Origin of the sequence: Tepidanaerobacter syntrophicus, assembly GCF_001485475.2 — a bacterium.
In the GTDB taxonomy this organism is placed as follows: domain Bacteria; phylum Bacillota; class Thermosediminibacteria; order Thermosediminibacterales; family Tepidanaerobacteraceae; genus Tepidanaerobacter; species Tepidanaerobacter syntrophicus.
Genome location: NZ_DF977001.1, coordinates 266874 through 285221, shown reverse-complemented (window position 1 = coordinate 285221; position 18348 = coordinate 266874). Strand labels below are relative to the sequence as shown.

18 protein-coding genes are annotated in these 18348 nt (G+C 38.6%); 11 read left to right on the top strand and 7 right to left on the bottom strand.

Translation table 11 applies throughout. The features are described from left to right. Positions 1-3 precede the first annotated feature (3 nt). The 3 genes from tsaE to rimI are packed head-to-tail and all read left to right on the top strand — an operon-like array spanning position 4 to position 1650. Positions 4-483, top strand: a complete 480-nt coding sequence (tsaE, locus tag TSYNT_RS06305; RefSeq protein ID WP_083497675.1) for a tRNA (adenosine(37)-N6)-threonylcarbamoyltransferase complex ATPase subunit type 1 TsaE — start codon at positions 4-6, stop codon at positions 481-483. Next, positions 480-1208 (top strand): tRNA (adenosine(37)-N6)-threonylcarbamoyltransferase complex dimerization subunit type 1 TsaB, encoded by a 729-nt coding sequence (gene tsaB, locus TSYNT_RS06300; RefSeq protein ID WP_059032648.1) that lies wholly within the window; start codon positions 480-482, stop codon positions 1206-1208. Before tsaE ends, tsaB begins: the two co-directional genes overlap by 4 nt. Then, positions 1186-1650 (top strand): ribosomal protein S18-alanine N-acetyltransferase, encoded by a 465-nt coding sequence (gene rimI / locus TSYNT_RS06295; RefSeq protein WP_059032647.1) that lies wholly within the window; start codon positions 1186-1188, stop codon positions 1648-1650. Before tsaB ends, rimI begins: the two co-directional genes overlap by 23 nt. Here the strand turns inward: rimI and TSYNT_RS06290 are convergent. From TSYNT_RS06290 to TSYNT_RS06280, 3 genes are read right to left on the bottom strand one after another with little or no spacing between them, the layout of a single operon-like run. Beyond that, positions 1642-2115, bottom strand: coding sequence for an acyltransferase (locus TSYNT_RS06290; protein ID WP_059032646.1), 474 nt, complete (start codon positions 2113-2115; stop codon positions 1642-1644). The two genes, rimI and TSYNT_RS06290, sit on opposite strands and share 9 nt — an antisense overlap. A 23-nt stretch (positions 2116-2138) precedes the next feature. Beyond that, a complete protein-coding gene (gene tsaD, locus TSYNT_RS06285; protein WP_174221086.1) occupies positions 2139-3125 on the bottom strand; it encodes a tRNA (adenosine(37)-N6)-threonylcarbamoyltransferase complex transferase subunit TsaD in 987 nt (328 codons plus the stop codon). Between the two features lie 35 nt (positions 3126-3160). Continuing rightward, on the bottom strand, positions 3161-5059 hold the full coding sequence (locus TSYNT_RS06280; RefSeq protein ID WP_059032644.1) for an ABC-F family ATP-binding cassette domain-containing protein: 1899 nt from the start codon (positions 5057-5059) through the stop codon (positions 3161-3163). Between the two features lie 223 nt (positions 5060-5282). On the opposite strand from TSYNT_RS06280, the gene TSYNT_RS06275 reads away from it, so the two are divergent. The 3 genes from TSYNT_RS06275 to TSYNT_RS06265 are packed head-to-tail and all read left to right on the top strand — an operon-like array spanning position 5283 to position 7923. Continuing rightward, positions 5283-6128, top strand: coding sequence for a fumarate hydratase (locus TSYNT_RS06275; protein WP_059032643.1), 846 nt, complete (start codon positions 5283-5285; stop codon positions 6126-6128). A 14-nt stretch (positions 6129-6142) separates the two neighbouring features. Next, positions 6143-6700, top strand: a complete 558-nt coding sequence (locus TSYNT_RS06270; protein WP_059032642.1) for a Fe-S-containing hydro-lyase — start codon at positions 6143-6145, stop codon at positions 6698-6700. An 11-nt stretch (positions 6701-6711) separates the two neighbouring features. Continuing rightward, positions 6712-7923, top strand: coding sequence for an NAD(P)-dependent malic enzyme (locus TSYNT_RS06265; protein WP_059032641.1), 1212 nt, complete (start codon positions 6712-6714; stop codon positions 7921-7923). Positions 7924-8055: 132 nt separating this feature from the next. Here the strand turns inward: TSYNT_RS06265 and TSYNT_RS06260 are convergent, their stop codons facing one another. After that, positions 8056-10194, bottom strand: coding sequence for a YcdB/YcdC domain-containing protein (locus tag TSYNT_RS06260; RefSeq protein WP_059032640.1), 2139 nt, complete (start codon positions 10192-10194; stop codon positions 8056-8058). Positions 10195-10412: 218 nt separating this feature from the next. On the opposite strand from TSYNT_RS06260, the gene TSYNT_RS06255 reads away from it, so the two are divergent. Continuing rightward, positions 10413-11084 carry an MgtC/SapB family protein gene (locus tag TSYNT_RS06255; protein ID WP_059032639.1) on the top strand — a complete coding sequence of 224 codons (672 nt, stop codon included), beginning with the start codon at positions 10413-10415 and terminating at the stop codon, positions 11082-11084. On the opposite strand, the gene TSYNT_RS06250 is transcribed toward TSYNT_RS06255, so the two are convergent. Then, entirely contained in the window at positions 11081-11383 is a 303-nt protein-coding gene (locus TSYNT_RS06250; RefSeq protein ID WP_059032638.1) for an EscU/YscU/HrcU family type III secretion system export apparatus switch protein, read from the bottom strand. The two genes, TSYNT_RS06255 and TSYNT_RS06250, sit on opposite strands and share 4 nt — an antisense overlap. Before the next feature lie 9 nt (positions 11384-11392). Beyond that, positions 11393-12295 carry a hypothetical protein gene (locus TSYNT_RS06245; RefSeq protein ID WP_059032637.1) on the bottom strand — a complete coding sequence of 301 codons (903 nt, stop codon included), beginning with the start codon at positions 12293-12295 and terminating at the stop codon, positions 11393-11395. A 280-nt stretch (positions 12296-12575) separates the two neighbouring features. Here TSYNT_RS06245 and TSYNT_RS06240 point away from each other — a divergent pair, with 280 nt between their 5' ends. Further along, positions 12576-13907 carry an NCS2 family permease gene (locus tag TSYNT_RS06240; RefSeq protein ID WP_059032636.1) on the top strand — a complete coding sequence of 444 codons (1332 nt, stop codon included), beginning with the start codon at positions 12576-12578 and terminating at the stop codon, positions 13905-13907. 223 nt (positions 13908-14130) lie between these two features. On the opposite strand, the gene TSYNT_RS06235 is transcribed toward TSYNT_RS06240, so the two are convergent. Then, a complete protein-coding gene (locus tag TSYNT_RS06235; RefSeq protein WP_059032635.1) occupies positions 14131-14394 on the bottom strand; it encodes an ATP cone domain-containing protein in 264 nt (87 codons plus the stop codon). 232 nt (positions 14395-14626) lie between these two features. Here TSYNT_RS06235 and TSYNT_RS06230 point away from each other — a divergent pair, with 232 nt between their 5' ends. The 3 genes from TSYNT_RS06230 (at position 14627) to TSYNT_RS06220 (ending at position 18332) form a co-directional block, all read left to right on the top strand. After that, on the top strand, positions 14627-16633 hold the full coding sequence (locus tag TSYNT_RS06230; protein ID WP_059032634.1) for an oxidoreductase: 2007 nt from the start codon (positions 14627-14629) through the stop codon (positions 16631-16633). A gap of 324 nt (positions 16634-16957) precedes the next feature. Next, complete coding sequence (locus TSYNT_RS06225; RefSeq protein WP_059032633.1) at positions 16958-17293, top strand: hypothetical protein; 336 nt, start codon at positions 16958-16960, stop codon at positions 17291-17293. Next, positions 17286-18332, top strand: a complete 1047-nt coding sequence (locus TSYNT_RS06220) for a V-type ATPase subunit (protein WP_059032632.1) — start codon at positions 17286-17288, stop codon at positions 18330-18332. Before TSYNT_RS06225 ends, TSYNT_RS06220 begins: the two co-directional genes overlap by 8 nt. Positions 18333-18348 lie beyond the last annotated feature (16 nt).

The following is an 18348-nucleotide window of genomic DNA, read 5'->3' as shown; positions in this document are numbered from 1 at the left end:
TAAATGGAAATAGTTTTTGAAAGCGAAAATATAGAGCAAACAGAAAAACTGGGAGTTCTAGTGGGAAAGTTACTGGTAAAAGGGGACTTTTTGGCGTTGACCGGAGATTTGGGCGCAGGTAAGACCGCTTTTACAAAGGGAGTTGCCAAAGGCTTAGGGATAGATGAGGAAGTTACCAGTCCTACTTTTACCATCATAAATGAATATCACGGTGGAAGTGTTAGCTTAGCTCACATGGATGTGTACAGACTAAAAAATCCGGAGGAACTGGAAAATATAGGATTTTATGACTACCTGCAAGACTTTGTTATTGTAATGGAATGGGCTGACAAAGTAAAGGAGATACTGCCCGAAGATGTCTTGTGGGTAGATTTTAAGGTATCGGGAGAAAGTAAGCGAAAAATAAAATTTGCCTCAAAAAGCGCTCATTATGATAGTATTATTGAAGAACTGAAAAATTGTTCAGGAGTTGGAAATAAATGACAAAAGTTCTCGGAATCGATTCATCCTCAATTGTTGCTGCAGCAGCTGTTCTCAGCGAAGAAAAGCTGTTTGCCGAGTATCTTGTGAATAATAAAAAAATGCATTCAGAAAAAATGATGCCGATTGTCGATAAAGTGTTGAAAGATTCCGAGACAACTGCAGAAGAGCTGGATGTAATCGGAGTTGCCAAAGGGCCCGGCTCATTTACCGGAATTCGTATTGGCATGGCCTGTGCCCAAGGCATAGCCCATGCCTTGGACAAACCGATGATAGGCATAAATACCCTTGATGGTCTTTCCTATAACTTAATTGGCTCAAAAACCTTAATTTGCCCGATAATAAATGCGCAGCGTAAAGAAGTTTACACATCACTCTACCGTTGGGATGAAGGCAAGCTCAACAGGCTTTGGGACTACAGACTTATTAAAGCAGATCTGTTAGTACAAGAGCTTTTTTCGCTCAAAGAAAAAGTGACAGTTTTAGGCGATGGCGTTTTTTTATTAAAAGAAGTACTAAATGTCTGTTGCAGCGGCTCTGATTGTGATATAATTTTTGCAAATCCCGCATTTTCTATGCCGCGCGCTTCATCAATAGCGGCAGCGGCATTAGATAGATATGCGCAAGGTGAGAAAGACACTTGTTTTTCCATAAAACCTTTTTATATAAGAAAGTCCAGCGCTGAAGAAAAGCAGGAGGAGCGTTATGGAACAAAGAGCCGAGGATGATTTTACAATTGAGACTATGAAAGTAAAAGATTTAGACGAAGTGATGGAGGTAGAGCGCCATTGCTTTAAGACACCCTGGTCTCGTTATTCCTTTATGTGTGAGCTTACCGATAATCAGTTTGCACACTATATTATCGCAAGGCATAACGGTAAAATTATAGGTTATGCAGGAATGTGGATAATCTTAGACGAAGCCCATGTAACCAATATAGGAGTTTTGCCGGAATACAGAGGTAAGGGAGTAGGAGAAACACTGATGAGATCTCTTATGGCGCTAGCTAAAACTGAAGGCGCTAATAAAATGACCTTAGAAGTGCGCAAGAGCAATTATATAGCTCAAAACCTATATTCCAAACTTGGCTTCGAGCCAATCGGAATCCGAAGAGGCTATTATATAGACGATGGCGAGGATGCAGTTATAATGTGGAAGGACTCACTTTAGAGGCTTTATCGGCACCCCTCCAACAAAAGCTCCGCAAGGCACATCTTTATTAACCAGCGAACAGGCAGAAACAGTAGCATCATCGCCGACGACAATGCCGGCGAGTATTGTGACATTTGCACCTATTGTCACATTCTTCCCTATAACAACCCTTCCTTTTCCCCATTCTTTTACCATGTATTCATGAGCAAGTATCGTAGAATTATAGCCGATTATCGTATTGTCTCCGATTTCTATAAGTTCAGGGAAAAATATATCAAACATTGCCATAAGACCTATGGATACATTCTTTCCTACCTTCATTCCGGTGAGTCTGTACATAAAATTTTTAAGAGGAAGAAAAGGCACAAACCTTGCAATATAAATTAAGATAAAGTTGTATACTGCCTTTAAAGGATTTACTGTTTTATACCAAAACCACAGAGAATTGACAGATCCTGCCTTGTGCCTTTCGACCCTTCGCATTTTAATCTCTCCTTACATCCTGTCTATAAACTCAAGTTAGCATAAGCATTTAAAGAAAGATCATGTTTTACTCCTCTTAAATATTGGTAATATCCGGCGCAAGCAATCATTGCCGCATTGTCAGTGCAGAGAATAGGCGGCGGAAAATGAATTCTGAAATTATCCCCCGCTCTTTTCGTTAATTCATTCCGCAGCTTGTGATTAGATGCTACCCCGCCTGCTAAGGCAATTTCTCTAACGTCTTTTAGCTGAGCCGCCTTTAATGTATTTTCTACAAGGGCGTCAACTACTGCCTTTTGAAAACTGGCAGCCACATCTTCCACAACTATAGGTTCACCTTTTTGCTTTTGATGGTTCAAATAATTTAGAACAGCAGATTTTAGACCGCTAAAACTAAAAGAAAGGTCGTTTTCTTCTATATGGGCCACAGGAAAAGATATGGCTGTTTCATTTCCACTTTTTGCGGCTTCCTCAATAGCCGGCCCGCCGGGGTAACCTAAGCCAAGGGCTCTGGCTATCTTGTCAAAAGCTTCTCCTGCTGCATCGTCTATAGTTCTTCCCATTACTTCATAATCTCCGTAATCATTAATATATACTAAATGAGAATGACCTCCTGAGACAACCAGGCACAAAAATGGCGGAGCAAAGTTATTCTCCAAAAAGTTTGCGAAAATATGCCCCTCTATATGATTTACTCCCACTAAAGGCTTATTTAAAGCATAAGCCACTCCTTTAGCATAAGAAACCCCCACCAGCAAGGCACCTATAAGACCCGGTCCATGGGTTACTGCCACCAAATCCACATCTTTAAAACTTATATCGGCCTCTTTCAGCGATTGTTCCGCAACGTGAGCCATGGCTTCGAGATGTTGTCTTGAGGCGATTTCAGGCACCACACCGCCAAATCTTTGATGCTGTTTGATTTGAGAAAATATAGTGTTCGATAGGATTTTTCTGCCGTTTTTTACTATAGAAACCGAAGTTTCGTCGCAAGATGTTTCAATGCCCATTGCGATAATGTCTTTTTTCAAAAAAATCGCTCCTTCTAAGCCAGCCTGTCAAGCTCATCATATAGTTGCTCCAAATCATAAATTACTTGGTTATATGCCTTATTAACCTTTTGAGAATTTTCAGGGTTACTGTATACCTCCGGCTGGCACAACATATGTTCCAGTTCTTCCAATTCCTCTTCTTTTTTTAAAATATTTTCTTCCAGTTCTTTTATTGCAAGTTCTTCTTGCCTCTTTTTTTCCCGTTCCTGCCTCTTGCGAAGTTTGATTTTTTGAATTACGGTTTTGCTTTCTTTGTTCTCGGACGCAACTTCAGTTTTGGCAGTTTCATTTTTCTTTTCCAGGTAGTAACTGAAAGAACCATCAAAATCTATAATATTACCATCAGAAAATTCCCAGATTCGAGTTGCAATTTTAGATAAAAAGTATCTGTCATGAGATACTGCGATTATAGTCCCCTTAAAGCTTTTTAAAGCTTCTTCTAAATTCTCTTTTGAAATTATGTCAAGATGGTTTGTAGGTTCGTCAAGTAAAAGAAGATTTGCTCCTTGAAGAATTACCCTTCCAAGAGAAAGCCTGCTCTTTTCTCCACCGCTTAGCACATCGACGGTTTTTTCTATGTCGTCTTGGAAAAACAACAGACCTGCCAAAAAAGTCCTGATTTCAGTAAGACTAAGGCCGGGGGCAGCATTCCACATTTCATCTAGCACTGTTGATTTAGAAGAAAAATCTTGTTGCTCCTGCTCGAAATACACAGGCTCTACCTGATGGCCGAAATTTACAAAACCTTCCTGAGGCTCAAGCTGACCGGCAAGTATCTTTAAAAATGTAGTCTTTCCTATGCCGTTCGGTCCGATTATGCCTATGCGCTCCCCTCGAAAGACTTTTAAATTGACATTCTTTAATATGTTTTTGTCGCCATAAGAAAAACCTAAGTTTTCAATTCTAAGCACCTCTTTGCCGCTGGAATCCTGCATATCAAATCGCAAGCGAACAGCAGGAGCGCTGCTTTTGCCGGACATAGACTTTGGCAGTAATTCTTCCAGCCTTCTTTTTCGGTTCTCAGCCTGGATATAATTCCTATGGGAGATAAAAGTTTGTATGTTCTCTTCAAGCTTTTGAATCTCTTTTTGACGAATTTTTTCTTGCTTTTCATGGATTCTTGCTAAAGCCTGTTTTTTGTCTACAAATTCAGAGTAATTTCCGTTGTATAATGTGATAGTATTATTTTCCAACTCAAAAATTTTCTTTACAGTATTGTCTAAGAAGTATCTGTCGTGAGATACAATCATGAATGCTTTTGGGTAATTTTTCAAGAAACCCTCCAACCACTGAAGAGATTCTAAATCCAAATAATTAGTAGGCTCGTCGAGAAGCAGAAGATCCGGAGACTCCAGTAAAATTCGCCCTAAAGCAAGGCGGGTCTTTTGACCACCGCTAAGGCTCGAAATTTCCAAATCTTCATCTGTAAAACCAAGACCTTTTAATACTCCTCGTATACGGCTTTCAATTTCAAAGCCTCCATTTTCCTTAAATTCCTCAAAAAGCATAGAGTACTGATGCATTAAATCTTCTAAGCGATCTTCGTCTTCATAAATTTTGGGTGAAGCCATCAAATTTTCTAATCTGTGCAGTTCATCCTCTTGTTCTTTTTGTTTTAAAAAAACAGAGGAAAGAGCCTCGCCTATAGTCTTATAACCTTCAAGACCGGTATCCTGGGCAAGATAACCTATTTTGATATTTTTATCTATATAAATATTACCACTGTCATAAGGCATGCTTCCAACGAGGATTTTCAGCAAAGTTGATTTTCCGGTGCCGTTTAATCCTATTAGCCCTATTCTGTCATTTTCTTCAATTGAAAAACTAATGTTTTCGAGAACGATGGTATCTCCAAAACTTTTATTTAAATTTGAAACACTTAATATTGTCATATACATCACCAATTATATCTTCATATTGAAAAAGCGGGAAACTAGGTAAATTCTACAACAATGGGGCTAAAAAATCAAATAAAGAAAGTAAAGCAGCCATAATGAGTCATAATTATCGATAAATATTAAGATGAAAAGAAGGAATTTTGTTAAATAAATAGAAATAAATATAACAGGCAAGTATTTTTTATAATACATGTTACGAAGGAGTGAAGTTGTTAAATTGCGACAGGTAAGCGTAAGGACAATCGAGCAAACGGTAAAAGAGTTATTTTTGCAAGCAAATTACTTAATCGGAGATGATGTCTTAAGCAAATTAAAAGCTCAGTATGAGAAAGAGGAGTCGCCTATCGGAAAATCAGTTATTGAACAGATTATAAAAAATGATAAAATAGCAGCAGAAGAAAAAATAGCCATTTGCCAAGATACAGGAATGGCGGTTGTATTCGTAGAACTTGGTCAGGAAGTTGCAATTATTGACGGTGATTTTAATGATGCTATCAATGAGGGAGTAAAGCAGGCGTATACAGAAGGATATCTTCGTAAATCGGTAGTAGATGATCCTTTGTTTGATCGTGTGAATACAAAATACAATATACCTGCAATAATTCATTTGAAAATTGTTCCGGGGGACAAGATAAGTATTTTGGTTACCCCAAAGGGTTTTGGCAGCGAAAACATGAGCAGAATAAAGATGCTAAAACCTGCAGACGGAGTAGAGGGCGTTAAAAACTTCATTGTAACTGCGGCGGTAGAAGCAGGCCCGAATCCCTGCCCGCCGATTGTAGTTGGAGCAGGTATCGGAGGGACTATGGAAGTTGCAGCAATCTTGGCTAAGAAAGCTACCGCAAGACCTGTAGGCGAGCATAATCCGGATAAAAGATACGCAGAGTTGGAAGCTGAAATTTTAAACGAAATCAATAAATCCGGTGTTGGACCGGCAGGCCTGGGAGGCAGAACAACAGCTCTTGCTGTAAATATCGAGCAATTTCCCACACATATAGCAGGCTTGCCTGTAGCTGTAAATATTTGCTGTCATGCGGCAAGGCATGCACAAAGGATAATATAGGGGGTGGGATAAACATGACAGAGACAATCAAGATACAGGCGCCTTTAAACGATGAAAAAGTAAGAGAACTTAAGGCTGGCGATAACGTACTTATCAACGGCATAATTTACACAGGGAGAGATGCTGCGCATAAGCGGCTGATAGAGCTGATAAATTCCGGGAAAGAGCTTCCTTTTGAAGTAAAAAATCAAATTATCTACTATGTTGGCCCTGCGCCGGCAAAACCCGGTTATGCAGTGGGACCGGCAGGGCCTACTACAAGCTACAGAATGGATCCCTATACTCCGCCTCTTTTGAAACTAGGTTTAAAGGGAATGATTGGCAAAGGAGTAAGATCAAAAGAAGTAATTGATGCAATGAAGACATACGGCGCAGTCTATTTTGCAGCTGTAGGCGGTGCTGCGGCGTTAATTTCAAAAAGCATTAAAAAAGCAGAAATTGTATGCTATGAGGATTTAGGGCCGGAAGCTATACATAAATTCTATGTGGAAGACTTTCCGGCGATAGTTGTAATAGATTCGTTGGGGAACAACCTTTATGAAAGCGAACCCCAAAAATACAAAATTCAATAGGAGGCCTTTATATGGATTTAACAAAAGAAGCACTTGAATTGCATGCAAAAAACAAGGGGAAAATTGAGGTAATTAGCAAGGTTCCCTTAAAAGATGCAAAGGATCTAAGCCTTGCATATACGCCGGGTGTAGCAGAACCGTGCAAGAAGATAAAAGAAAATCCGGATTTAATATATGAGTATACGGCAAAAGGCCGTATGATTGCAGTTGTCACAGACGGTTCAGCGGTATTGGGCTTAGGCAATATCGGAGCTGCCGCAGGTATGCCTGTTATGGAAGGAAAAGCCGTACTTTTTAAGAATTTTGGAGGGGTAGATGCATTTCCTATCTGTCTTGCTACTCAAGATGTGGATGAAATCGTGGAAACAGTTAAGCGCATAGCGCCGACCTTCGGCGGAATCAATCTGGAGGATATTTCAGCTCCAAGATGTTTTGAGGTTGAAAAGAGACTAAAACAAGAACTGGATATTCCTGTATTTCACGATGATCAACATGGCACTGCCGTAGTGGTGCTTGCAGCTGCCATAAATGCACTTAAAATAGTAAATAAGGATATAAAGGACGTTAAGGTTGTTATAAGCGGAGCAGGTGCCGCAGGGGTTGCTATTACAAAACTTCTGCTTTCGGCAGGCGTTGCCGATGTAATTGTGTGCGACAGCAAGGGGGTAATTTACAGGGGAAGGGAAAACCTAAATGAAAGTAAGCAAGAATTAGCAAATGTGACAAATAAAGAGAATATTAAAGGAACTATCGCAGACTCCTTAAAGGGAAGCGATATATTTGTCGGAGTTTCTGGCCCCGGAACCGTTACAAAGGAAATGATAGAAAAGATGGGAAAAGATGCGATAGTATTTGCTCTTGCAAACCCTGTGCCTGAAATATATCCGGACGAGGCTAAAGCAGCCGGAGCAAAGGTTATAGGCACTGGCCGCTCAGACTTTCCAAATCAGATAAACAACGTGCTGGCCTTTCCCGGCATCTTCCGCGGCGCTTTAGAAGTTAGGGCATCGGATATAAACGAAGAAATGAAAATTGCGGCAGCCCATGCCATAGCGTCACTTATTTCTCCTGATGAGCTATCACCGGATTATTGCATTCCGGGAGCCTTTGATAAGCGAGTAGCCGCGAATGTGGCCTATGAAGTTGCAAAGGCAGCTATGAACTCTAAAGTGGCAAGGGTAGAAATTGATGCTGAAAAGCTAAAGGAATTAATGCTGAAATAATTTAATCAAAAAAGTGAGCTTAAAAGCGTTTTGTGCTTTTAAGCTCACTTTTTATTATATACTTTAGCCTGCTTAGCGCACAGCAATGGAACATAAACCACCCGCTATACAGGCGCGCGATGATTGCGCGAACTACTGGTTTCTAAGCATTCTTACAAGTATGGCTGCAGCCTCGGCCCGGGTAACACTGCCGCTGGGACTGAATTTGTCGTTTTCACATGACATAAGTTTTAATCCTAAGGCTAGTGTTACATGACCCTTATAATCAGCTGTTATGGAAGTACTGTCGGCTGCAATATCTTTATAAATATCAGAAAGACTTGCTGCCTTTTCAAGACCCATGGCCCTTACGACAAGAGCGGCAGCTTTCTCGCGAGATATAAGTCTTTTAGCATCTATCTCATTTGGCTTTATCCATCCCAGCTTTAAGGCTAAATCAATATATGGCTGTATATCATCAGCATCCGAAGATTTCATCAAGGCATCATCAGGGATGTTCTGATTCTTAGCTAAAAGGAGAAATTTTACAAACTCGCCTTCTGTTATGTTTTTATCGGGCAGGAACTTGTCTTCTGAGCATTCAATAACGCCTAAATCAATTAGGAGCTGAATATCTTTTTCCGCCCAGTGTCCTTTGATGTCGGTAAACGAAGTTGCAACTTCTTCTTTAACGGGTTTTCCGCTATAATCTAAAGGTGTAAAATCAAAAGCGTCAAAGGTGTAAGAATCAGCATCTTTCGGTTTGTATACCAGTTTGTAATTCCCTGCATCTTCCTCTTTGGGATTATAAAGGTAGGCGTAAACTAATTCTAAACCCACCTTTTTCAAGAATTGTTCCTGCGCCTTGTCCTTTGGAATAACTCCTGTAGGATCCGGAAATACTCTTTCGTGCCAGTCCATGCGATAACTGACTATCTGCCCGCTTTGAGAATCTACCGTTATATTAAAACCATTGGCATTGTATGGGATTTCATTAACTATTCTTGTATAAACAAAATAATGTTCGCGAGCTTTTTCGGATTCATCAATATTTGTGTCAATATCCTCAAGCTTCACATTTTTAAAGCGTGAAGGCTGGAAGTTTTGCAAGAATTCTTCTGCTTTTTTCTGAGCCGCAGCTCTATCGTAATTTTGCTTAAATTCTTGAGACCATCTGCTATCATCATAAATATCGAAACTCAATAATTCCTTGGTCAGTGCATTTACTGATGCGTATATGGTACCACTGATGTCACCATTTTCATCTGTTTTTTGCCAGCTAATATTCCATATTTTTTGTCCCGGATCGTCGTAAATTTCATAAAGATTTGCCGTCTTTTGCTTATAATCGGAAGGGATGGTGATATAATTCTTAACGATATTAATTGCCTCATCTTTTGAAATACAGTTTTTAGTTATCTCAACCTCCTTGCTTTCAGCAGGGGTAAGAGACGTGTCATATCCGGCTTGCGCTGATTTTTCTCCGGCGCCTGCACCGTAAAAATCATAATACCTATCGTCTATTATCTCTCCGGTAACTGCATCTATTAAAAATCTTTCCGAATTTAAAACATAAACCAGTTTAATATCTTCTTTTTTTGTGGAATAATCAAAGTAGCGTTTATATACAAGCTTTAAACCTAATTTATCATTAGTCTTAAAAATTTTCTCCGCATCTTCCGGCAAGATTAGATTTGCAGCAGATGGCAATGGATCCCAGCACCAATTAAAGGAATAGCTTAGAATATCGCCGGTGTAGCCGTCTACTTCTACGTTAATATAATTATTCTCAACGGGTATATTGCCCTCTGTGCGGATAAAGTTAAAGAAGTAACTTTCGCTATAGTTTTTTGTAGGATAAACTGCGCCTTTAGATTCGGTAAGCTTTGTTTTGGCAAATTCAGATGGCTGAATTTTTTTAGCATAATTCTGCGCTATTTCTAAAGCTTGATTCTTTGTGTACTTTGGTATTCCTGACGTCGTTCTTCCTGAATCGTAACCGCGGTACATATAAATACTTAATATATTTCCTGTATCGCTGTCAACGCTTGCACTTAAGCTGCCATAGGCCTCCTTTGACTGAGACCAGTTAAGTTCCCACACGTTTTTATTCTCATCAATTTCGTTGTAGTTTATATTAAATTGATCATAAATAGATGTGTCAAATAGATTTTTAATAATTTCTATCGCCTTTTCCTGAGAAATAGCTGTTTGAGCTGATGCTGCCCCAGGAGATAAAATAGAAAGCATGAATACTAAAGCTATAATTGTTGAAAAAACTCTTTTTCTCATAACATCTCAACCTTTCTTGTTTTTAGTAGAATTCTTAGTCAACAGCGTTAAATATATTTTTAGATTCTATCGCCCCCTAGTTTTATCTTCTTTTCTATATTGACGCATTAGTTATCCGAAAAGTTCCTTGAAAAAGCTCGCTATAGTTGACCCGGGGCTTTAAAGAGAAGTATAATAGAGTATAATTTAGTAAGAAAATTATAAAAAGAGGTGGAGCAATGCTTCTTAGCAATGCGGAACTTACCATAAGGCTTGTCTTATCTCTTGTGCTTGGCGGAATCATAGGCCTAGAAAGAGAAACTACTAATAAACCGGCAGGTTTTAGAACGCATATATTAGTTTGTATGGGTTCTGCTGTAATCATGCTTACTTCGATATTTATTTTTAGCCAGTTTCAGGGGAAAACCAATGTAGACCCTACTCGAATACCTGCTCAAGTTGTAAGCGGCATAGGTTTCCTTGGCGCAGGCACGATAATAAGGGAAGGAGCTTCTGTAAAAGGACTGACTACAGCTGCAAGTCTATGGGCGGTATCTGCAATTGGTCTTGCAATCGGAGCAGGTTTTTATTATGGAGCAACTCTTGCTACATTTATGATGCTGCTTACTCTCATGACTTTCAATAAGTTGGATCAGTTAATTTTAAAGAAGAGATTTTTACAAATGCTGTTTGTGGTAATAGACGACAGTCCCGGCCAATTAGGGAAAATAGGTTCTTGCCTCGGCGAAATGAATATCAGCATTAGAAACATCAAGATGGAGAGTTTGGATGAAAATAGGTTAATGATAACTTTAATGATTCCCAAAATTAACCGCTTAGAATTCGAGGAAATAAAACAGAAGTTGCAAGAGATAGGGGGAGTATATGAAGTTAATACAGAGTTTGATTAAACATTATCTAAAGATTCCAAAGAACCGGCTATGTCCGCTGAATAGATAAATGCAAGAACTTCGGCAACTGCCCTGTAAAGCTCTGCCGGGATTTCTTGACCTATCTCGAGCTTAACCAATGCCTCTACCAGAACGGGATCTTTGTAAACAGCTATATTTTCTTCTTTTGCTATTTCTAAAATTTTTTCTGCTATAAAGCCTTTGCCGGAAGCTAAAATTTTTGGTGCGTTATCGGCACTGCTGTCGTATTTCAGCGCTGCGGCTTTTTTGTTTTTATTAGCACTATATTCTTTTACCATAGCTTCACCCTAAATTTTAATATTTATTCCTTTTAGAGGAGAATGTCCAGCTTTATCAAAAAGAAAATTTTCAAGAGAAATCTTACCTACTTTAAATTCCATATTGCGAACTAAGGCGCTTGTGTTATTTGAAGCAGCGAGAAAATTCTTCATGTAATCCAACGATTTTTTACTTTCAAAAGTAGAAGCAGCCTTTATGGTGCCGTCCAAGTAAGTAAGTTCAATAAGCACCGCCCCCAGGTTTTTTGTATTTACGATAAAGCTTAATTTAACAAACGCTTGCTGTCTTGCAGAATCTAAAATTTCATGAGAAATTTTTATGTAAATTTTCTGGTATACAGGCAGCTCGATTATAAAAAAGTATGCCTTTTCATCAGTAGTTATGTTTATAGGATTGTTTGCGGCATTTAAGACTTTCGCTGCAAGATAGTCCTTTAAAATTCCTTCTTTGACATGGTTCTCCGTAGCCATTTCTTTGTCTTTTGACGCTGGAGAAAAGCCTTCAAGATATTTTAAAAGCTGAGTTTCTAAAGGTGAAGGTCCTGCTTTTGCCCAGCTGTCAACGGCCTTGTAAAACAATAAGTTTTGAGACTGAGTTTGAGGATTTTCATCTGTAAACCCCTCGAACTCTTGATTTTTAGCGCCTTCCAAGTATTTTAATAAATCAATAATTATATTGATGCGTTCAGCAGTTATAGGCAAATTCAATTTAGATAAAATGCCTAAGGCGATATTTGTCTCTAAAGATTGAGGAATGTCAAGGAAGGCTAAGGAATTATTGTTGACGGTATCTATACTGTTCTTATTTTCAAGATTTGCTCCGCCTCCGGCAGCTTGAAGATCCTTAGAAACTAATTTTGAATTTACACTATCGCTCTTTTCCTCAGGAATATTTAAAGGAGGAATATTCACACTTACCACATCTCCATAGACAATTTTGCTTTCTTTATTTAGATTATATCACGTAAAAATACGAACGTTAAATCTATTTACAAAGATAAAATTCGTATTTTTATTGACATTGTCTAGCTTATTTGGTAATATATTCTCTGGAAAAAACAATATTCATACCTGCGTAATTCCGGCAATACGGAAAAAATTACGGCTCCTGTTTACACATTAATTTTACAACTTTTATTTACTTTATACGTAGTTTTTACAAACAAAATAATCTTAAAGGGAGGCTTTTCTATTGAAAAACGATGTTTCTGCCGGCAGCCAATCTAATTTTTTTGAAAAGTTTTTTAAGCTGTCGGAAAATGGGACAAATGTCAGAACGGAAATTCTGGCAGGTATTACAACATTTGTTACTATGGCTTATATTCTTCTCGTAAACCCTATAGTTTTAAAAGATGCCGGCCTTGACCAGGGAGCGGTATTCATGGCTACAGCGCTTGCTTCAGCTATAGCGACGCTGTTTATGGGAGTTTATGCCAACTATCCCTTCGCACTGGCTCCGGGCATGGGCCTTAATGCTTTCTTTGCCTATGTCATGGTGGGAAAAATGGGAATTCCGTGGCAGACTGCGCTGGGAGCAGTATTTCTTTCAGGTATTATAGCTGTTATTGTTACACTTACAGGTTTAAGGGAACTTTTAATTCGGGCGATACCAATGTCACTAAAGCATGCGGTAGGCGCTGGCATAGGACTTTTTATTGCATTTATAGGATTTAAAAATTCTGGAATTGTTATTAGTAACCCGGATACTTTTTTGGACCTGGGGAATTTTAGAGATCCTGCTGTTTTACTTGCGGCGGTAGGTCTTATAATTACAGCAGTTCTTGTGGCAAAAGGTGTTAAAGGCGGAATTTTGCTCGGAATAATGATTACTTCAATAATAGGAATTCCAATGGGTATAACAAAAATTCCGGCATCGATTATTTCGGCTCCGCCAAGTATAGCGCCAGGTCTTCTCAAACTTGACATTAAAGGCGCTTTACAGCTTTCTATGTATCCCGTTATATTTTCGCTCTTTTTTGCAGATCTTTTTGACACAATAGGTACTTTTGTAGGTGTGGCCAGCCGCACAGGTATGATAGATGAACACGGCAACCTTAAAAGAGGAAACAAGGCCCTATTTGCAGATTCCATAGGTACTGTTATAGGTTCCTTGCTGGGAACAAGCAACACTACTACATATGTTGAAAGCGCAGCCGGCGTAAGCGTTGGCGGCAGGACTGGTCTTACGGCAGTTACAGTGGCGGTTCTTTTTATTGCAAGTATTATATTTTCGCCTATAGCTCTGGCGGTTCCAACGGCGGCTACAGCTCCGGCGCTGATTATCGTGGGAATTTTTATGGCAACAAGTCTTAACGAAATTAAATTTGATGACTTTTATGAAGCATTTCCGGCTTTTCTTACAGCCGTTCTAATGCCCTTTACCTTCAGTATTTCTTTAGGTCTTTCGGTAGGCTTTATTGCATATGCGGCGCTTATGCTGTTTTCAGGGAGAGGAAAAGAAGTTCATTGGATGATGTATGTTCTTGCGGTAACTTTCGTACTATATTTTGCTTTTATAAGATAAAAATAGGTTTTCTATAAAAGTTAGAACGACAGCAATAAAAGGATGGCAATAACAATAACAACTTTATGACAATAATAACAAATCAGGTAAGATAGAGATGATTATTCTCTTCTTACCTGATTTCTTTTTTATGGTAATGTAAGCGCAAAATAAGTATCTATGACACCAAAAATAAATTTCTGCGATACCACTCCTGCTGAATTCATGTAAAACTTTTAAAAAACTAATCTTTCCCCTTTTTATAAGCAGCTGCTATATCGTGAAAACCTGCCTTTTCTAATTTTTCGATAACAATTTCGAATATTTCAGATGACCTGATTTCCTCCTGATTACGAGAATAAACTGCTTTTTCAATGCTTGTAAGAAGTTTTTTAATATCAGATGCCGTAAGCGGTTTTGATATTTCATCAGATACGTTTTCCAGGGTTACTTGAATCTTGCCGATGTCAAACTCCTGTATACGTCCGTCTCGCTTAATAACTTTCATTGGCCCACGCCCCTTCAACTGTTGTATGTTGTTTATATACTTGCAATTAGTGCAACTTATATAAAGTAATATATCATGACTATTCGCAAAAATCAATGTGCGCCGGGATACGAAAAAATAAGACGAAACCCAATTTTTTTTATAATTTTTTAACTTAAGCAGGATTTTGTCAATCGGATGTAGAATTTAATAAATAGTAAGTAAAATTTAAAATTAAGGAAGTGACCATTTAATGTCTGGTTATAAGAAACTTTTTGAGCCAATTAAGATTGGCAAGGTAGAAGTTAAAAACAAAATAGCTATGGCTCCAATGGGTATATTAGGACTTGCGACTGACAAAGGCGGTTTTTCCAAGAGAGCCCAGGATTATTACATAGAAAGGGCCAAGGGTGGAACCGGTCTAATTATTACAAGCGTTACCAAAATTGAAAATGAAATTGAAAAAATGCATCCCGGAATCATTGTTTGCACAACAATGGACCCTGCTCACTTTATAAATACAACATCTGAAATGGTGGAACGAATTCATGCATATGATTCCAAGATATTCCTGCAGCTTGCAATAGGCTTTGGCCGGGTTGCGGCTCCTGCAATGCTTGTCGGCGAACCCGTTGCGCCATCTGCAATACCCAATTACTGGGATCCCTCTGTTACATGCAGGGAACTTACGACAAAAGAAGTAGAAAAATTGGTTAAAATGGCTGCCGAGTCAGCTGCTATAGCAAAAGTAGCAGGATTTGACGGTGTTGAAATCCATGCTGTTCATGAAGGATACTTACTTGATCAGTTTACAATTGGAATGTTTAACAGAAGGACAGATAAATACGGCGGAGACGTAATGGGGAGACTTACTTTACCTATTGAAATTGTCAAGGCTATAAAAAAGGTAAATGGTCAAGACTTTCCGGTCAGTTTAAGATTTAGCATAAAGAGTTATATCAAAGGTTGGAATCAAGGCGGACTCGATGGGGAAGAGTTTGTGGAAAAAGGAAGAGACACAGAAGAAGGGCTTACCATCGCGCCAATTTTGGAAAAAGCCGGATATGATGCCTTTGATGCAGATGCAGGATCATATGATGCCTGGTATTGGGCACATCCCCCGATATACCAGAAACACGGCCTTTATCTGCCGCTTACGGAACAATTGAAGAAAGTAGTAAATGTTCCTGTAATAGTTGCAGGCAGAATGGATTTGCCGGAACTTGCAGAAAAGACGCTAGAAGAAGGAAAGGCCGCAGATATGGTCTGCTTAGGTAGAGCACTTCTTGCGGATCCTGCATGGCCAAATAAAGTTTTGGAAGACAGACCGGAAGATATTCGTCCCTGCGTAGGCTGCCATGACGGCTGCCTTGGAAGAGCTTTTGAAGGCAAACCGCTATGCTGCGCAGTAAATCCTGCATGTGCAAGAGAAGTAGACTATGGCATTTATCCTGCCTGCTGCACCAAAAATGTAATGATTATTGGTGGCGGCGTAGCCGGTATGGAAGCCGCGAGAGTAGCTGCCTTAAGAGGACATAAGGTGACGCTTTATGAGAAAACCGACAAATTAGGGGGACATCTAATAGAAGCATCAGTTGACGAATTTAAAAAGGATAACGAGAGATTACTTGATTGGTATAAAACTCAAATGAATAAACTTGGAATCGATGTCAAACTAAACACAGAAGTTGACTCTGAGTTTGTAAAAGCAAATGCAACAGATGTGGTAATAGTTGCAACAGGCTCTACACCCATTAAACCGAATGTGCCCGGAATAGACAAAGACAATGTTGTTACAGCCACAGAAGCTCTTCTTAAAGAAAAACCGGTAGGCAATAAAGTTGTAGTTGTCGGCGGCGGCCTCGTCGGATGTGAGACAGCTTTAAGTCTTGCGATGGCAGGCAAAGAGGTAACTATTGTCGAGATGCTTCCTGAACTGATGTCGGCAGGTCTTCCTGTGCCTCACATGAATAGGACAATGGTGCTCGATATGATAAAACTTCACAATATAAAGACAGTCTTAAACAACAGCCTCCTTGAAGTAAAAGACGGAGCAGTGGAAGTTATAGATAATAACTTCAAGAGAACCACTATCCCGGCCGATACGGTAGTTATATCAGTAGGTTTAAAGCCAAATAAGTGCCTATATAATGAAATATCAGGCAAGCTGCCTAAAGTTTATACTATAGGAGATGCCAATAGAGCACGCAATATAATGTATGCTATATGGGATGCGTATGAAGTGGCAAGAACTATTTAGTTTGTAGCTTCTACACACACGGCAAAATCCTAAATAAAAACCTAAACATATTTTGCAAATCTAAACACGCTCCCTTTGAACCAAAGACAGACTCTGTCTTTGGGCGAAGGGGGCTATTTTTAGCAATTTGCAGTAATTAAAAGGTTGTTAGAGCATGACTGGCGTTATTGGGTTCTTTTTAATTAATTGTCTTGATTCAAGGTGATTTGTAATTAATTGACAATTGCTTTTACATATTAAGAGTAATAAACTACAAGATATATCTAATTTGTGAAAGATAAACACATAGTTAGTTATTTTAAAACCTTTTAAGAAGGTGATACTTTGCAGGAACAAGATGTAATAAAAAAGTTCATCGAATTGGACGACAAGATACAAGAGATCAGTGCCGCCCGAGAAAAACAATTGGCAGAATTAGAACAGCGCTACAAGGCAGAAGAACAGAAGATAGTTGAAGATTTATCAAAGAGACTGGAAGAAGAAACAAATGCAGTTGTTAGGAAAATAATGCAAGAAGCCCAAGAAGAAGTCGATAATCTTAATAAAAAATCAAAAGAAGTCGTAAGCTACATGGAACAGGAATTTCAGAATATCCATGAAGAACTGGTAGCAGAGATATTAAAACGGATTTTCGACATAGAGAGTGAACGCTATGGATAAAATAGCAATTTACGCAGCAGTAAATACTAAAATCAGAGCAATGGAGGGAAAGTTTCTTACGGAAAGTGATTACGAAACTTTGCTTGAGAAAAAATCTGTTCCTGAAATTGCTTTTTATTTGCGAGACAGCACATTTTATGGCCAGTTTTTAAAAGACTTGCCTGCTGACAAACTTAGCCGCAGATATATTGAAGATATATTAAAACGCAATATGATAATAAATATGGACAAACTGCTGCATTATTTTCGCTACGACTACAAAAAATTTATTTCTTCATTTTATCTCAAATATGAAATTGAAGACTTGAAAGTGTTGGCCAGAGAAATCTTCAACAACGAAAAGTTTGACATAACAGAAAGGCCTCTTTCCTTTTTAGGCAAATACAGCAAAATTGAGCCCGAAAAGTTTTTGAAGGCAAAAACTGTCGAAGAACTTATTTATGCTACAGAAGGTTCCGATTTCTTCGATATACTTAAGCCTTTGCTTAGGACGAAAACCGAAAACTTGTTTAGATTTGAAATGCTTCTTGATGCAGGATATTTTAGAATCCTAGAAAATAAAATGAAAAATGTTTCAAAAGAAGACAGCATAATTCTTAAAAAATGGGAAGGCATGGTAGCGGACCTTTACAATATTCAGTGGATATATCGGGGCAAAAAGTTCTACAACATTTCTCCTGAGGAACTCTTGAATTATACAATTAATTTTGGAGACAAGCTGAATTTTACTAAAAGAAGATCAATGTGCTACACTAAAACTCTTGACGAGCTTTATGCCATGGCGCAAGATGCGGGATACGGGTTTTTATTTAAAAAAGAGGAAATGTCAAGAGACATTTATATGGAAAGGCGCATAAATAGATATATATACTATAAACTCAAAAAACTTGCCCGTGAATATTCAATGAGTATAATGCAGACAATTAACTATATATACTCTTTTGAATTTGAAATTCGGGATATCATTTCTATAATGGAAAGCATCAGATACAATATGCAGCCTGACCAAATAAATAAATTTCTAATTAAGGCTATATAAGTTGCGGGAGATGATT

Bases quoted from the DNA above. Each gene is read 5' to 3' on its own strand.
- tsaE (WP_083497675.1), top strand. From the start codon at position 4: ATGGAAATAGTTTTTGAAAGCGAAAATATAGAGCAAACAGAAAAACTG.
- tsaB (WP_059032648.1), top strand. From the start codon at position 480: ATGACAAAAGTTCTCGGAATCGATTCATCCTCAATTGTTGCTGCAGCA.
- rimI (WP_059032647.1), top strand. From the start codon at position 1,186: ATGGAACAAAGAGCCGAGGATGATTTTACAATTGAGACTATGAAAGTA.
- TSYNT_RS06290 (WP_059032646.1), bottom strand. From the start codon at position 2,115: ATGCGAAGGGTCGAAAGGCACAAGGCAGGATCTGTCAATTCTCTGTGG.
- tsaD (WP_174221086.1), bottom strand. From the start codon at position 3,125: ATGGGCATTGAAACATCTTGCGACGAAACTTCGGTTTCTATAGTAAAA.
- TSYNT_RS06280 (WP_059032644.1), bottom strand. From the start codon at position 5,059: ATGACAATATTAAGTGTTTCAAATTTAAATAAAAGTTTTGGAGATACC.
- TSYNT_RS06270 (WP_059032642.1), top strand. From the start codon at position 6,143: ATGACAGAGACAATCAAGATACAGGCGCCTTTAAACGATGAAAAAGTA.
- TSYNT_RS06265 (WP_059032641.1), top strand. From the start codon at position 6,712: ATGGATTTAACAAAAGAAGCACTTGAATTGCATGCAAAAAACAAGGGG.
- TSYNT_RS06260 (WP_059032640.1), bottom strand. From the start codon at position 10,194: ATGAGAAAAAGAGTTTTTTCAACAATTATAGCTTTAGTATTCATGCTT.
- TSYNT_RS06255 (WP_059032639.1), top strand. From the start codon at position 10,413: ATGCTTCTTAGCAATGCGGAACTTACCATAAGGCTTGTCTTATCTCTT.
- TSYNT_RS06250 (WP_059032638.1), bottom strand. From the start codon at position 11,383: ATGGTAAAAGAATATAGTGCTAATAAAAACAAAAAAGCCGCAGCGCTG.
- TSYNT_RS06235 (WP_059032635.1), bottom strand. From the start codon at position 14,394: ATGAAAGTTATTAAGCGAGACGGACGTATACAGGAGTTTGACATCGGC.
- TSYNT_RS06230 (WP_059032634.1), top strand. From the start codon at position 14,627: ATGTCTGGTTATAAGAAACTTTTTGAGCCAATTAAGATTGGCAAGGTA.
- TSYNT_RS06220 (WP_059032632.1), top strand. From the start codon at position 17,286: ATGGATAAAATAGCAATTTACGCAGCAGTAAATACTAAAATCAGAGCA.